Source organism: Paraburkholderia sp. BR10937 (assembly GCF_040965695.1).
In the GTDB taxonomy this organism is placed as follows: Bacteria; Pseudomonadota; Gammaproteobacteria; order Burkholderiales; family Burkholderiaceae; genus Paraburkholderia.
Genome location: NZ_JBFRCL010000022.1, coordinates 121,037 through 134,979 on the forward strand (window position 1 = coordinate 121,037; position 13,943 = coordinate 134,979).

The following is a 13,943-nucleotide window of genomic DNA, read 5'->3' on the forward strand; positions in this document are numbered from 1 at the left end:
AAACCGCCGCTTAAACGCACGAACGTTCGACATACGTGTGGTTGCGCAATCATCGAGCACCGCGGCCGTCATATCCGTGCTGCTCGCGTGGCCCGGCCACACGGGCGTTGCGCATCTTCCGCCTGAAATTTCACATCTGTCGAATTACTTCGCCATCCGAAATACATGCCGTTTTTAACCGGACGGTTAACGTGTTGCGAATTCGATCAAGCCCTCAAAAAAAAACATGTCTGGCGACTTCAGCAACGCTTTTTCACCGCCGTAAAAAGGGCAAAGCTCCACCCCTTCCGGTGTCACCATGAGAACCCCCGCGCAAACCCTGCGGCTGAGATTGACCACGCGCATCGCCACTGCGGCGCGCATTGCCGCCGGCTGCGGCGCCAGTGCGCGCATGAGCGCGGCACCCCGTGCGCGTCGCGCGCCGTCGCGCAGCGCTCATGCGCCTGCCGGCACGTCGCGTCACTACGCCGTGCGCCGCCTCGCGGCGCAGGTGCGCACGTGCAGAATCTAACGCCACACGGACATCGAGACATGAGACAGGAAACCGTGGCGGCCATGCCCGATCCCGCCGCTGCCTAGAATCCCCCGGCGGCGCTTCCCTGGTTAGTGCGTGCGCGCGCAACGTTGCGCGCCTCTATCCGCGCACGCGCGCTGCGTCCGCTGCATACCTTGACCAAGTCGCGCCTCTCGCAGCTCAAGGAAAAGCTCTCGGCGCTCATCGAGCGCAAGCCGGAGTTGCGCGCGTACCGCGACCAGATCCACATGTCGATCACCGACGAAGGCCTGCGCATCGAGCTGGTCGATTCGCTCAAGCGCCCCATGTTCGCGACCGGCAGCGCGAAGCTCGAGGACTACGCTTACGAGATCCTCGTGCAGATCGGCAGCGCGCTGAACGACGTGGACAGCGGCGTGTCGATCGCGGGGCATACCGACTCGGCGCCCTACTCGGGCGGCCTCGCCGGCTACTCGAACTGGGAGCTTTCGAGCGAGCGCGCCAACGCCGCGCGCCGCGCGCTGGTGGCCGGCCACCTGAGCGAGGAGAAACTGCTCCAGGTGCGCGGCCTCGCCGACGTCCTGCCGCTCGACCACGACACGGCGGACAGCCCGCTGAACCGGCGCATCAGCATTCTGGTGATGAACAAGGCCGCCGAGCGCGCGTTCTTCGAGCAGGCGAAGCGCTACGACGTCGACGGCCCGCAAAAGGCGGCCAGGCCGCCGGACTCATAAGGCATCTGCGGCGCGGCGCGAAGCGGGTCTCCGAAGCGGGTCTCCACACTCTCCAGACAGGCAGAAACGCCCCCGATACGCCTCGCGCCGGCGCATCGAATCGAGGGGCGCGACGCGGTACGCCGTTTGCTGTATCGACAGCAGGCGGCCAGAACCGCCGCGGCATCGCCTGCCGCCTGACACGGGAATCGTCGGGAATCTGGCCGGACTCATCGTTGCTCCCTTCCTGACTGGAGACCAGCATGCCCACCTTCATTCCTCCGCCCATGCCGACCGGCAATGGCGTGCGCATCGTCGGCAAGGGCCGCGTGAGCGCGGCGGGGCCGGGCCCCGACGTGATGGCCGCCAGCACGCTCGACAGCGACCGCGTGCTGAGTTCGGACGGCCAGGAAGTCGGCAAGATCAAGGAAATCATGCTCGACGTGCAGAGCGGCCGCGTAGCCTACGTGGTGATGTCGAGCGGCGGCTTTCTCGGCATCGGCGACAAGCTGCTCGCCATTCCCTGGAGCGCGCTCATGCTCGACACGAGCCGCAAGTGCTTCCTGCTCAACGTGTCGTCCGAGCGCGTGAAGGAAGCGCCGGGCTTCGACCGCGATAACTGGCCCGCCATGGCCGACGCGAGCTGGGGCAGCACGCTGCACGCATATTACGGCGCCGAGCCGTACTGGGCCGCGGTCGAGCCGGTGACGCCGCGCCACTGAGCAGAGTCGTCCCGCACGCGGCTCCGGACGGGCAAACGGACGTTCGGAGCCGCGCATCGCACCGAGCGCCGCCGGTGTTCAGTGCGGCATGGTCCCGGTGTTCGCGGCGATTGGCGGCGATTCGCGGCGCCTCGGGGGCCTGGGCCGCCTCCAGCGCCCACGTGTTCACCGTGCGCCGCATCGGGCAGGCAATCACCGTGGCCACGCGGCTCGCCTGCGCCGCCTCCGGCACGTTCCAGCCGTTCTCCGCCAGCGCCCGGAGTGGAAGCCCGTTTGCGTGACCACGTCGACATGGTCGCCGTGGGTGTGCGGCACCGCCAGCCCTTGCGCACCGGCCGCCGCATCACGAGCCGCGCGTGGCCGCTCCAGGCGTCGGCGTTCACGTTGACCGCGTCGATTTCGGGGCGATCGGGCGCGCCGAACGCACTCCCGTGCACGAACGGCGCATGCGCGAAATCCAGTCCGTTCTCGATCACGCGCTCCCAGTTCGCCTCCCACGCGTAGGTGCCGATGGGAGCCGCTGATCGAATCGGCTCATTGGACCAGATTTTGGGTCCCGATGGCGGCAGGCGCACAATACGGGCTGTTACAGCACGACGTCGATGTCACTGCGATCAGCGAACACGAGGCAACACCAGGTAACACCTGGCAACCCTACAGGTAACCCCGAACCATGACCCAGTTCTTCAGCGAAGCCGCCTCCGCCGAGGCCGTCAATGCGCGTATCGGCGAAAACGCCGACGAGCGCGTGCGCGAGGTGATGAGCGCGCTCGTGCGTCATCTGCACGCGTTCGCGAAAGAAGTGCAGCTCACCCAGCCGGAGTGGGAAACCGCCATTGACTTCCTCACCACGGCGGGCCAGCTCTGCAGCGCCGAGCGCCAGGAGTTCATTCTGCTCTCGGACACGCTAGGGTTTTCCATGCTCGTGGACGCCATCAACAACCGCCGCCCGGCCGCCGCCACCGAAAACACCGTGTTCGGCCCGTTCCACGTGGCCGGCGCACCAGAGCGCGAGATGGGCGCGTGCATCACCGCCGACGGCAAAGGCGAGCGCTGCCTGTTCGAAGGCCGCGTGCTCGATCTCGAAGGCCGCCCGGTGGAGGGCGCGCGCATCGACGTGTGGTCCGACAATGCCGACGGCTACTACGACGTGCAGCAGCCCGGCGTGCAGCCCAGGTGGAACAACCGCGGCATCTTCACGACCGGCGCGGACGGCGCCTATCGCTTCGTCGGCATCAAGCCGGTCTCGTACCCCATCCCGCACGACGGCCCGGTGGGCAAGATGCTCGCGACCCTCGGCCGCCACCCGTACCGGCCCGCGCACATGCATTTCCTCATCACCGCGCCGGGCTTCCAGAAGGTCGTCACGCATACCTTCGTGGGCGACGATCCGTACCTGCAGTCGGACGCCGTGTTCGGCGTGAAAGCGTCGCTCGTCGCGCCGTACGAGCGGGCGGCCGACAGCGACACGCCCTGGCGCTCCACGTTCGATTTCGTGCTCATGCCGCTCGCGCCGCCCGCCTGATCCGGCAATGCGGCGAACTGGACGCGATATCGCGCCTTGCTCGCCGCATTGTCCGCCGCGCCTGGGTCATAGACTGGTCTCGCAGTCGAACGAATAACCGGGAACACCTTTGGGGGCGGCGATGCGGGTCACGAACTGGATTCTGGTGCTGGAATGCGCGTATATGGAGTTTTCCAGCTGGCGCGGCAAGAACGTGTATCGCCGTACGGTCGCGTACGACAGCGTGGTGTGGTGCTGACCCCTTCCGCAACCCTCTAGCCATCGACGCAACGGCAATCCTCCACTACAGTCCCGTCATCGTTGCTGGAATCGAGGATTCGAACATGCTGTTCCCCGCCGTTGCCACCGTCGCCCTGCTGATCGTCGTGTATGTCCACGCGAACCTTCCGCGCTTTACCGAGCGCGGCCCGAAGCGCCTCATCGCTCACGCCACGCTGTTGCTGGCCGGCCTGTGCTTCGGCGTGATCGGCGCGATGATGTCCGGCACGATCGCGCCGCCGTGGGCGGTGATCGCGTGCGGCATGGGCGTCGTGCATCTGCCCGCCCTCTGCGTGCTCGTACTCAAGCGCCTCAGGCATTCGGGGCGCAGCTAGAATGCCGGCCCAGGCGCCTCACTGGCACTGCAACACGACGACGCCACCAATCCCCTCCTTATCCGGCAACGTGGCCGGGTAACCAACGGCAACCAGCGGCTTCGTCGCGTCGTGCCCCACGACAACCGACTGAACGGACAACTGCCCGGTCGTCGAAGTGCCGTTCAACGGCGACTGTGAGTTCGTCAGCGCATACTGGGTACCCGCCAGATTCATCGACAGGCTCAGATTGTTCAACGTGCGTGCCACGAGATCGAGCGTGGCCGTAGCCGTTTCGAGCGTACCAGTTGCTCCGCCATCATTGTTCGCCACCGTATCAGCGATCAGCTCGGTACCTGCGAGCGCGCCGCTCGTCGCGGACAATGACAGCGGCGTGCCTACCGCATAGTGAACGCCCTGCGCGCTCGTATAGGTATTGCCGTCCGTGTCCATGGCCTGAATCCACCCGAGGCGCGCACAATTTTTCCCGCTTGACTGGGGAAAACCACCATTGCGCAACGGTTCCAGCGCCGACCTTCAGTTCCCTCGCCCAGCGCCGTAAACATGTTCAGTGCTTTGCCGTCTCACGCGCAAAGCACGACCGTTTTTCTGCTACGCAGCCCCTCGCGTTCTGGAGCCCTCTTCGTGTTTGCACGACTCTCTATCTCTGTCCGTCTGCGCATCGCGGTCGGAGTGCTGGCCTTGCTGATCGTGGCAGCCGGCGTTTCCGGCCTTGCGGGCATGTCACGCACCAATACGGCGCTCGGCTATGCCTATTCGAACCAGTTGGCCGCCGCCATCAACATCGGCAAGACGAACCTGAATTTGACCATCGCGCGTACGACGCTCGACCGCATCCTGCTGCACCCCGACGCGCCTGACGTTCAGCCGCTGCTCGAAAAGGCGCAGAACTATCTCGCCACTTCGAACAAGGCCTGGGAGGTCTACCGCTCGCTGCCGCACGCGCCCGAAGAACAGGCGCTCGCAGACGGCGTTCAGGCCGCCCTCACCGGCATGCTGGAGCAAGGCATCCAGCCGCTCATGGCCGCGATCAAGCAAGGCGACCGCCAGGCTCAGGATGACATCGCGATGAAGCAGATTCCGCCGCTCTCGGTGGCGCTCACCAAGGCCTCGACCGCACTCGAGGCATGGCAGAAGGCGCACGGCGAGCAGGCGTTCGACCGCGCGCAGGACCGCTATTCATGGCTGCGGGCCGGCAGCATCGCGCTGATCGTGCTCGGCCTCGCCGTGGCGGGCGTATGCGCTGCGGGACTGCACCGCGCAATCGCCGCGCCGCTCGAGAACGTGCAGGGCGCGCTCCAGCGCATTGCGGACGGCGACCTGACCGCCAACCTCGAAACGCATTCCAGCGACGAAATGGGCCGCCTCGTGGCGAGCCTCAAGGCCATGCAGGACGCGCTCTCCCACACGGTGCGCAAGGTCAGCCACAGCTCCGAGTCCATTTCCACGGCGACGCGCCAGATCGCCGCCGGCAATGACGACCTCTCGCAGCGCACCGAAGAACAGGCAGCCTCGCTGCAGGAAACGGCCGCGAGCATGGAGCAGCTGACCGCCACGGTCAAGCAGAACGCCGAAAACGCGCGCACCGCGCAGACGCTCGCCAACAGCGCGCAGGAAGTCGCCGATCGCGGCTTGCAAGTGGTGAGCAACGCGGTGCAGACGATGGAGCGCATCGACGGCAGCTCGCAGAAGATCGCCGACATCACCGGCATCATCGAAGGCATCGCGTTCCAGACCAATATCCTCGCGCTCAATGCGGCGGTGGAAGCCGCGCGCGCGGGCGAGCAGGGCCGCGGCTTCGCCGTGGTCGCGAGCGAGGTGCGTTCGCTCGCGCAGCGTTCGGCGGCGGCCGCCAAAGAGATCAAGACGCTGATCGCCGAATCGGTCGAGCACGTTTCGTCGGGCTCGGAGTATGTGCGCTCGGCCGGCGAGACGATGAACGAGATCGGCGAGTCCATCGGCCGCGTGACGACCATCATGCACGAGATCGCAAACGCGTCCGAAGAGCAGCGCGACGGCATCGAGCAGGTCAATCTCGCGGTCTCGCAGATGGACCAGGTCTCGCAGCAGAACGCCGCGCTCGTGGAAGAAGCGGCCGCGGCCGCCATGGCGCTCAGCGAGCAGGCCGACTCGCTGCGCGACGCCGTTGGGGCGTTCAGGCTCGCGAGCTGAGCGCAGGACAGGCGCTAGCGGTACTGGAGACGATCGATCGAGGCGCCGCCGGTGAGAACCGGCCGCCTCTCGATGCTATGCGTTGTTCAACAAGATCATCGCGTGGATCTTTGCGAGCGCCTGCTGCCATGCGGCCGTGTCGCGCGTGGCGTCGCTTTTCTCGATCAGCGGTTCGAGCATCGAAAGCAGGTCTGTCGAGCGCGAGGTGTCTTTCGGCGTGTTCACGTCAGAGACGAGCACACCTCGTTCGTACTTCGAATCACGTGTATCTTGTGCCGACGACTGACTCAACGTGGCATTCAGCAGTACGCCGCGCGCCGTCGCCACCTGCACCGCGCTTTCTGCGCTATCGTCGATCCGCACGTAATCGTAGTTCTGCGAATCTCTCGACGACGTGAGAACAGGTGCGCCCCCACCCTGCAATGCCTGATGGTAGCTCGCGCTCAAATGCGCTTGCTGGAGCTGAGAGATCCTGCCCTCGCGCGCCGTGCCTTCGAGTTGCGTGCTCTGCGCAACCTGATACGAGAATGAATCGACTTCACCGGGGCGCATCGGATTGGGCGAGGCGCTCGTGTCCGTGATCGACGCACTGAAGTCGGCAAGACCCGTGAGCATGGCCTGATCCGACTGCTGCAGCGTCGGCGAGTACGCGGCGCCCGGCAACGTCTCGCCCGAAGGCGTGCCATAGTCCTCGTTCATTTGCGTGAAGCCGTCTTCGAACATCGACAACAGCGCGGCATTGCCGTGTCCGCGCGCATTCGCGTGGTCGAACTGCTGCAGATAGCTCGCTATCGATGCCGCGCGCTGCGCGCCCGTTCCCCACAGCGCGGAATCACTCGTGTCGACCTCGAGGTTCATCGTGCCGGCGGCGCTCGTGACGCTCAGGCTGCGCGCCGCGCTGTCCTGCGCGTAGCTCGCCGAAATATTCGCGTTGCCGTTGCCCGTCACGCTGTACTGAAACTTCACTGAAGCAAGCGCCGACGTGTCGAACTGCGCGAGGCCGCTTAAATCGAGTTTGGGCGGCACGGCGCTCAGGCCGTCGATGGCCTGCTGGAAACCGTCCGCCAGTTTCGCCAGCGCGTCGCGTTCGCTGTCGCTCAGCGTGCCGCTGCTCTTGATGCTCACCGATAGGCCGCCGTCTTCGCTGCCCAGTTCGATTTCGACCGTCACGCCGCTCTTCGTTCGAATCGTCAGGCCGATCTGACCCACTGCGCCATTCGATCCTTGTCCCACGGGCGCCAGGCCGCTTGCCGACGACACGCTGATCGACTGCGCGTAGTCGCTGCCGGTGGTCTTGAAGCGATCGAGCAGCGCACTGCCCAGTCCGGCGAAATGGCCCGCCATCGTCTGCTGGGCGTAGTTCCCCGCCATCCTGAGCGACACGATATCGCTGTCGTCGCTCGCCCAGTTCAACACCGGCGCGGTGCCGGTGAGCGTGCCCTCGGGCGTATAGGTTTGAAGCGCGGCAAGCCCGCTTGCCGAAGGAATCGTGACGATGGTCGAGGGCGAGAGCGCAGCGAGACCGGACACCTCGGTGTCGGTCTCGGCGGTGGGATTCGCGCTGCTCACGAGCGGCGTGAGTGCAACGGTCGTGGCGGCATTCAGGGACGATAGCGTGGTCATGGCTCAATGCGTTCTTGTGGTTCGCCAGGCTGCACACCCGGCCGTTCGCAAAAAGGCGCCGCGCGCCAGCATGCCGGCGCGGCCAACTGCTCTATCGCTCTATCGTCACGTCTTACGAAATCTTTAGGTTGAGCTTTCACCTGCCCATGCGGGCACGCGTGCAGGTCGAGCCGTGTGCGGCTCAGCTTGCGTAGGCCAGCTCAGGCGTCCGGCGGGACGCGCCGAAGCCCCGGGCTTGCATGGCAGCCGCCGCGCAGCCGCGCTTTTCCAGCCGCTCGGCCAGCAGCCAGCTAAACACTTCGAGTGCGGCCCTGCCGTGCGTCGCGATGAATTCGCGCATCACTTCGTGCACGGCGCCTTCCTGCGTCGCCGCCGAAAGCATGCTGGAAATATGCGACGCGCCGCGCGCGAGTTCGAGCGAATACGCCGCTTCGTAGTAGTACAGGCCGCCTTGACGCGGCTTTTTGTGGGCCTTTTTCATGTTTCCCCCGTTTGCCTGGATCTCGCAGGCGCCTGCATCTTTGCAGGCGACGCATGACGCGGCAATGAATCGGCACTGCCTGGGGCCAAATCTGTCGCTATGTCTCAAATACTTGTTGTTTTGTCTCACATGCGGCTTGCAGGATCCGCGTGTTTCATGCTCAACGCATCAAGGCCATCCAGTAACGCCAATCGTCCGCCCCGGACTCTTTCGCCAGCTCGGTATCGCCATTGAGCGCCAGCATCCGCACCGCCCGCGGCGAGAGGCCAATCGTGCGGCGAAACGCGCGTGTAAAGTTCGCGGCGTCGGTGAAGCCGTGTGCGGCGGCGATGTCGGCAATCGTCATCGTGCGTCGCGCCGGATCGGCGAGCATCTCGCGACAGCGCCGCAGGCGGCGCTCGCGCACATAGGTCGCGAAACCGCCCTCCTGCTCGAACAGGCGGTACAGCGTGGCGCGCGAGATGCCGAAGGCATGCGCAACGGATTCCGCCTTCAGCTGCGGATCGGTCAGGCGCTTCTCCACATAGCGGCAGATCGACACGAATGCGCACTGATGAACGGCCGGCACGTGTTCCGGGCTCACGCTCGCGTTGAGCGCGCTGGCCGCGAGCTGAAGCGTGGCGGGCATGACGGCCTGGGCGTGGGTGAGCGTCATCTGCGGAGCATGCCGGTAGAGCGCGCCCAGATGCTCGCGCAGCAGCGCGACCGTGGGATCGGTGCCGCGTATCACCCGCATGCTCTGCTGGTCGGGCGCCGTCAGCAACGGGGCGAGCAAGCGCCGCGGCACCGCCAGATTGAGAAAATCGCTTTGCGTGGTTTCGGTCGCGAGCGGTTGGGCGGCGTCCACGATGTACATGTCGCCCGGCTGCGTACACGCTTCCGGTCCGCCGTCGCGCGCCCGGCAATGGCCGCCTAGATAGAACTGCAGAACATATTGGTCGTGGCCGTCGCGCCCGATCTTCGCGCTCGAGCGGTCGTAGCGCTGCGCACCCGTGTGTATCGAACCCAGCACCACGTCGCCGAACAGGTAGCCGCTCACGCTGGTGCCGAATCCCGCGTCGCGCGATTCGGCGGTCTGCGTGTCGAAGATGACGCTCACCGCCTCGCGCCACGCGGAAAACTGCTGGTGGCGCGGCAAGACGCCGGTATCGAACGCGGAATGAGGCAGGGAATTGGGCGTTGGGCTCATGGGCCACCTTGGTATGCGAAATGAATACGGAATGGGTATCCTCCACTCGACTACTGCGCTATCGGTTGCGCGCGCATATTCTTTAGAGCAGGCGGCGCAAGGAAAAACGAGTAAGGGGAATGCGCCTTGCCGCGCGCTGGACGGGCGGCCATTCGATGCCCCGGATAGGTTGAAATGCACAACGCGCGGCGCCGTCTTCGACGAAGAGGAGGAAGGTCCGATGAGCCCGCTTCATTGCATCGGCTACCCGTGCTGCGGCGGCCTGTTACAAGGTGTATTCAAGTTCACGAAGTGAATACCGCCCCAGCAAAGGCCGTTGCCTCTGCCAGGAAGCCAACAGAGATCCCTCCTTTTATCGAATCTTGATAACGACCTTACCCTTAGCACGTCCGGTTTCAACATAAGCCAAAGCCTCTCGCGTTGACTCGAACGGGAATATTCGATCGATCACAGGCTTTATCGCAGCAGAGTCGAAGAGCCCGGCTATCTGGGTTAGCTGATCTCCGTCGGCACGCATAAAGAGGAATGAATAGTCGACATTCCGACGTCTTGCCGCCTTTCGGATGCGATAGCTTAGAAGGTGCATCGCCGCTCTCAGGAACCAGGCGGCACCCATCTGCCTGGCAAATTCAGGATCGGGCGGACCGGCGATTCCGATCAGCTTGCCACCCGACTTGAGCACTTGCAATGATTTTTCGAGGGTCTTTCCGCCCTGCGTGTCCAGCACTACGTCATAGTCTTTCAATACAACGGCAAAGTCGTCCTTCCTGTAATCGATGACGATGTCCGCACCGAGCTGCTTCATCAATCCCGCATTCGCGGCGCTCGCTGTCGTCGCGACGGTTGCGCCCAGATGCTTCGCCAGTTGAATGGCGAAGGTGCCGACACCGCCCGAGCCAGCGTGTATGAGCACCTTCTGCCCTTTCTTCAGTTGTGCTCGTTCGACCAGCGCCTGCCACGCAGTCAGGCCCACCAACGGGATCGAAGCCGCTTCTTCCATACTTAGCGCTTTGGGCTTGAGCGCCACGGCGTCTTCCGTGATCGCGATGAATTCCGCGAAAGTGCCGATCCGGTCTTTGGGCGGTCGCGCATACACCTCATCGCCCGGTTTCAATCGCCTCACGTGTGATCCGACGCGGACAATGGTCCCAGCGAGGTCGTTGCCCAGAATCAGCGGCAAGCGGTAGGGCAAAATAAGCTTGAACTCTCCGTCCCTGATCTTCGAATCAAGCGGGTTCACGCCAGCGGCGTGAATCTGGATGAGTACGTCGTCCTCACGCAGTTCCGGATCCGGCATTTCGCCGGCTCGTATGCCATTCTCGCGTCCATATCGATCGACGACGAATGCCTTCATCATGGTTCGTTGTTCCTTGCCAGTTTCTTGTTGCGTGAATCATCTACGCTGTGAGCCGCAGGTCCTTGCGAATGCCGGCGTCCACCAGGCCCACAGGGGCAAATCTGCGTAGCAATCGGAGACGGCCGGCGAGTCCGCCCGCCGCATAGCGGAGTTTCGGGCGCGCCGCGAGAGCGGCCCGCAATACGGTTTCGGCCACAACCTCAGGACCGTCAGCGCTTTCGACTACCTCCTTGACTCGCCGATCCACAGCTGCGCGTACTGTACGGTACGCGTCGAGGGGGGCGTCGGTCGCCATGAAGTTCGTATCGAACGCCGTCTTGATGTAGGCAGGCTCAATCACCGATACCCGAATGCCCATCGTGCGCAACTCGTGGTCGAGCGACTCCGAATAACCCGCTACCGCGTGCTTGGTAGCGGTATACAGCGCCATATAAGGCATGGGCAGGAAACCCACCACCGAGCCGATGTCGATGATGCGGCCGCGACCTTGTTGCCGCATATGGGGCAGCACGGCGCGCGTCATGCGGATCATCCCGAAGAAGTTCGTATCGAAGATCGTGCGCGCCCGGTCGCTGGATCAAAATATGATAGACGTCATATTTTGATCCAACGAAAGCCGATACCGGGCACACGGATTACTCATCAGCGGGTGCGAATTTATTCACTGCGGCTTCGAGAAGACTATCCGACAGTTTGGGGTCGTCGACGGCGCGCGCCAGCACCATGGTGCCGACCATGGTAGCAACAGTCAGAAGTGCCTGCTCATGCGCGCCCGGTTGCCCCCAGTCGGGCAATTGGCGCGCGACGACATCAATCATCTCCTTGATGCGGCGGGTGGCCGCGCGACGCACGACTGGCGCCTGACGCGGCATCTCCGAGCCAAGGGCAGAGACCGGGCAGCCCGTTTCTATGGCGTCACGGTGCTCCTTCGACAGATAGGCGCGCACCATCGACGGCAATGCCTGCTCCTGCGGCACGGAGGCGGCGATTTGCTCCGACAATGCCACGGCCTCGGCACCGGCGCGGTCGGCCGCTTCCGCAAGCAGCACTTCCCGCGATGGAAAGTGCGCGTAGAAGCCGCCATGTGTCAGGCCAGCCTCCTTCATGATGTCGGCCACTCCCGTCCCGTCGTAGCCACTGCGTCGAATCGCGCGGGCGGCAACCTCGACGATGCGCTCGTGCGTGATTTCCTTGCGGCTGGCCGGTTTTCGATTGGATGATAGTTTTTGCATGATGGTCATCATATACCACTTCAGCGCAATTTGCTGCACGAAGCATTCTCGGTTGGGATCACCCGAACGTTCGTTCTGGCACCGACGACCTCGCATCGGCTCGAGCATCTAGCGCGGGACGTCACCGGATGCGCCGTCAAAGCGCACGCGCGCGGCATGGATGTCGGGATAACGACGATCGGCCCAATCGATGAGGGCCGCCATCGGGTCCAACAGGGACTGGCCTAGTGGAGCCAGACGATATTCCACGCTTGGTGGGCTGGTGGGAAAAACATGGCGGGTGATGAGTCCGTCGCGCTCCAGATCGCGCAGTGTCTGGGTAAGCATGCGCCTGGAAATGTCAGGGATGGCCCGGTGAAGCTCACTGAAGCGCCGCGATCGCGTCGCGAGCTCCATGATCATGAGCATGCTCCATTTGTCGCCGATGCGGTCGAGCACGTCGCGAATCGCGCAGTGTGCAGGCTGGGCGGCGCCCAGTTCACGTTGATAACGGCTGAATCTCTCGATCGCCTTCTGGACAGTGCTCATTCGGGTTCCCCTAAACTCCTCTGGTAACAAAAAACTGCCTCCTTCCGGCGCGAGGCATTGGTCTCTATGATAGACCTACCCTCAAACAAAGACTGCTCCACAGGGAGCTCGAATGTCAAACCCTGTTCCCGGCCGCCTTCCGTAGCTGACTCCGGCGGGCATCTGGGCCGGCGCGTTGAGTCGCAGGCGGAAGCCGAAGATTCCACCATTACCGCATCCAGCAGTAGCCGCAGAAGTGTTGGCATTTAAAGGCAATTTTAACTTCAGGATAACTACATGATTTTGGTAATGGGAATTACCGGACGCGTAGGTGGCGCAACGGCCCAACATCTATTGGCGCAAGGCCGGCAAGTACGGGCGCTGGTCCGCAATCGCGAGAAGGCGGCGAATTGGGCGGATCGAGGCGTGGAACTCGTCGACGGCGACTGGAATGATGCGGCCACCGTGGAGAGCGCGCTCGATGGAGTCGACGGCGCATTTGTCATGTTGCCGGCTGTCTGGGCACCCTCGCCTGATTTCAGGGAAGCAAAGGGCGTGATCGCGAACTATGTCGAGGCGCTGACCAGAGGAGCGCCGCCGCGGGTGGTCGTGCTCTCGTCGATGGGGGCGAACAGAACCAGCGGCCTGGGAATGATCACGGCCCTGTCGCTTCTCGAGCAAGGACTACGCGATCTGACGTTGCCGATCGCCTATGTGCGAGCCGGCGGGTTTTTCGAAAACTTCCTTTACGGCCTGCACGTCGCCCAGAGCGGCACGCTACCTGTCTACTACAACCCGACGAGTCGGAAGTCGACCATGGTCGCGACCGACGATATCGGCGCCGAAGTGGCGGCGCTGCTGACCGGGCAGCCGTGGTCCGGGCATCGCGTCGTCGAGCTTGGCTCGATGGTCAGCGCGGACGAAGTCGCGGCCCAACTGGGCGAAGTCTTGCAGCGCGACGTCAAGGCCCTTTCCATTCCGCGGGCCGGCTGGCCAGCAGCGTTCGAACAGTTCGGCGTCCCGAGGGGACAGACCGGGCCCGCCGAAGCGATGTTCGACGCCGTCAACGCGGGCTGGATGGATCTCGGCGTCGCGGGTACGGAGCACATCGCGGGCACGACGTCTCCTCGCGATGTCTTTGCGGCGGCCTACAAGGCCAATACGGCATGAACAACGGAAACCGGCCGTCTCGTCGAACAGGCGGCCGCACTAGGCAGTATGACTTCACGCGAGGTAGACGGCTGGCCTGCCATGAGGAATCAAACGCGGGTTAGCATTACTGCCAGAGCCGCACGGTGTGGACGGTGCCACACCCGGCGATTTCCCGCACGGAGGC

14 protein-coding genes and 2 pseudogenes are annotated in these 13,943 nt (G+C 64.0%); 6 read left to right on the forward strand and 10 right to left on the reverse strand.

The window, feature by feature from the left end; genetic code table 11:
- Positions 1–186 precede the first annotated feature (186 nt).
- Positions 187–393: a hypothetical protein gene (locus AB4Y44_RS19720; RefSeq protein WP_368700606.1), complete on the reverse strand. Its 207-nt coding sequence runs from the start codon at positions 391–393 to the stop codon at positions 187–189.
- A 285-nt stretch (positions 394–678) separates the two neighbouring features.
- On the opposite strand from AB4Y44_RS19720, the pseudogene AB4Y44_RS19725 reads away from it, so the two are divergent.
- Positions 679–1,227: pseudogene (locus AB4Y44_RS19725) on the forward strand (OmpA family protein); the annotation flags it as partial.
- 242 nt (positions 1,228–1,469) lie between these two features.
- Entirely contained in the window at positions 1,470–1,928 is a 459-nt protein-coding gene (locus AB4Y44_RS19730; RefSeq protein ID WP_368700607.1) for a PRC-barrel domain-containing protein, read from the forward strand.
- On the opposite strand, the gene AB4Y44_RS19735 is transcribed toward AB4Y44_RS19730, so the two are convergent.
- On the reverse strand, positions 1,874–2,503 hold the full coding sequence (locus tag AB4Y44_RS19735; protein WP_368700608.1) for a hypothetical protein: 630 nt from the start codon (positions 2,501–2,503) through the stop codon (positions 1,874–1,876). The two genes, AB4Y44_RS19730 and AB4Y44_RS19735, sit on opposite strands and share 55 nt — an antisense overlap.
- A 98-nt stretch (positions 2,504–2,601) precedes the next feature.
- On the opposite strand from AB4Y44_RS19735, the gene AB4Y44_RS19740 reads away from it, so the two are divergent.
- Entirely contained in the window at positions 2,602–3,453 is an 852-nt protein-coding gene (locus AB4Y44_RS19740) for an intradiol ring-cleavage dioxygenase (RefSeq protein ID WP_342922112.1), read from the forward strand.
- Between the two features lie 323 nt (positions 3,454–3,776).
- Positions 3,777–4,046, forward strand: coding sequence for a hypothetical protein (locus AB4Y44_RS19745; protein ID WP_342922113.1), 270 nt, complete (start codon positions 3,777–3,779; stop codon positions 4,044–4,046).
- Positions 4,047–4,064: 18 nt separating this feature from the next.
- Here the strand turns inward: AB4Y44_RS19745 and AB4Y44_RS19750 are convergent, their stop codons facing one another.
- Entirely contained in the window at positions 4,065–4,478 is a 414-nt protein-coding gene (locus AB4Y44_RS19750; RefSeq protein ID WP_368700609.1) for a hypothetical protein, read from the reverse strand.
- A 192-nt stretch (positions 4,479–4,670) separates the two neighbouring features.
- On the opposite strand from AB4Y44_RS19750, the gene AB4Y44_RS19755 reads away from it, so the two are divergent.
- On the forward strand, positions 4,671–6,218 hold the full coding sequence (locus tag AB4Y44_RS19755) for a methyl-accepting chemotaxis protein (RefSeq protein WP_368700610.1): 1,548 nt from the start codon (positions 4,671–4,673) through the stop codon (positions 6,216–6,218).
- Between the two features lie 75 nt (positions 6,219–6,293).
- Here AB4Y44_RS19755 and AB4Y44_RS19760 read toward each other — a convergent pair whose 3' ends face one another.
- The 7 genes and pseudogenes from AB4Y44_RS19760 to AB4Y44_RS19790 form a co-directional block, all read right to left on the reverse strand.
- The gene (locus AB4Y44_RS19760) at positions 6,294–7,841 is read right to left on the reverse strand and encodes a hypothetical protein (RefSeq protein WP_368700611.1); all 1,548 of its coding nucleotides are present in this window, start codon (positions 7,839–7,841) and stop codon (positions 6,294–6,296) included.
- Between the two features lie 181 nt (positions 7,842–8,022).
- Positions 8,023–8,322, reverse strand: coding sequence for a hypothetical protein (locus AB4Y44_RS19765; RefSeq protein WP_368700612.1), 300 nt, complete (start codon positions 8,320–8,322; stop codon positions 8,023–8,025).
- 160 nt (positions 8,323–8,482) lie between these two features.
- The gene (locus tag AB4Y44_RS19770) at positions 8,483–9,511 is read right to left on the reverse strand and encodes a helix-turn-helix domain-containing protein (RefSeq protein ID WP_368700613.1); all 1,029 of its coding nucleotides are present in this window, start codon (positions 9,509–9,511) and stop codon (positions 8,483–8,485) included.
- A 352-nt stretch (positions 9,512–9,863) separates the two neighbouring features.
- Positions 9,864–10,865 (reverse strand): NADP-dependent oxidoreductase, encoded by a 1,002-nt coding sequence (locus AB4Y44_RS19775; protein ID WP_368700620.1) that lies wholly within the window; start codon positions 10,863–10,865, stop codon positions 9,864–9,866.
- Between the two features lie 43 nt (positions 10,866–10,908).
- Positions 10,909–11,433, reverse strand: a pseudogene (locus tag AB4Y44_RS19780) (SDR family NAD(P)-dependent oxidoreductase); the annotation flags it as partial.
- A 70-nt stretch (positions 11,434–11,503) separates the two neighbouring features.
- Positions 11,504–12,112, reverse strand: coding sequence for a TetR/AcrR family transcriptional regulator (locus tag AB4Y44_RS19785; RefSeq protein ID WP_368700621.1), 609 nt, complete (start codon positions 12,110–12,112; stop codon positions 11,504–11,506).
- Positions 12,113–12,208: 96 nt separating this feature from the next.
- Complete coding sequence (locus AB4Y44_RS19790) at positions 12,209–12,628, reverse strand: winged helix-turn-helix transcriptional regulator (RefSeq protein ID WP_368700614.1); 420 nt, start codon at positions 12,626–12,628, stop codon at positions 12,209–12,211.
- A 276-nt stretch (positions 12,629–12,904) separates the two neighbouring features.
- Here AB4Y44_RS19790 and AB4Y44_RS19795 point away from each other — a divergent pair, with 276 nt between their 5' ends.
- Positions 12,905–13,777 (forward strand): NmrA family NAD(P)-binding protein, encoded by an 873-nt coding sequence (locus tag AB4Y44_RS19795; protein WP_368700615.1) that lies wholly within the window; start codon positions 12,905–12,907, stop codon positions 13,775–13,777.
- The last annotated feature ends 166 nt before the right edge of the window (positions 13,778–13,943 follow it).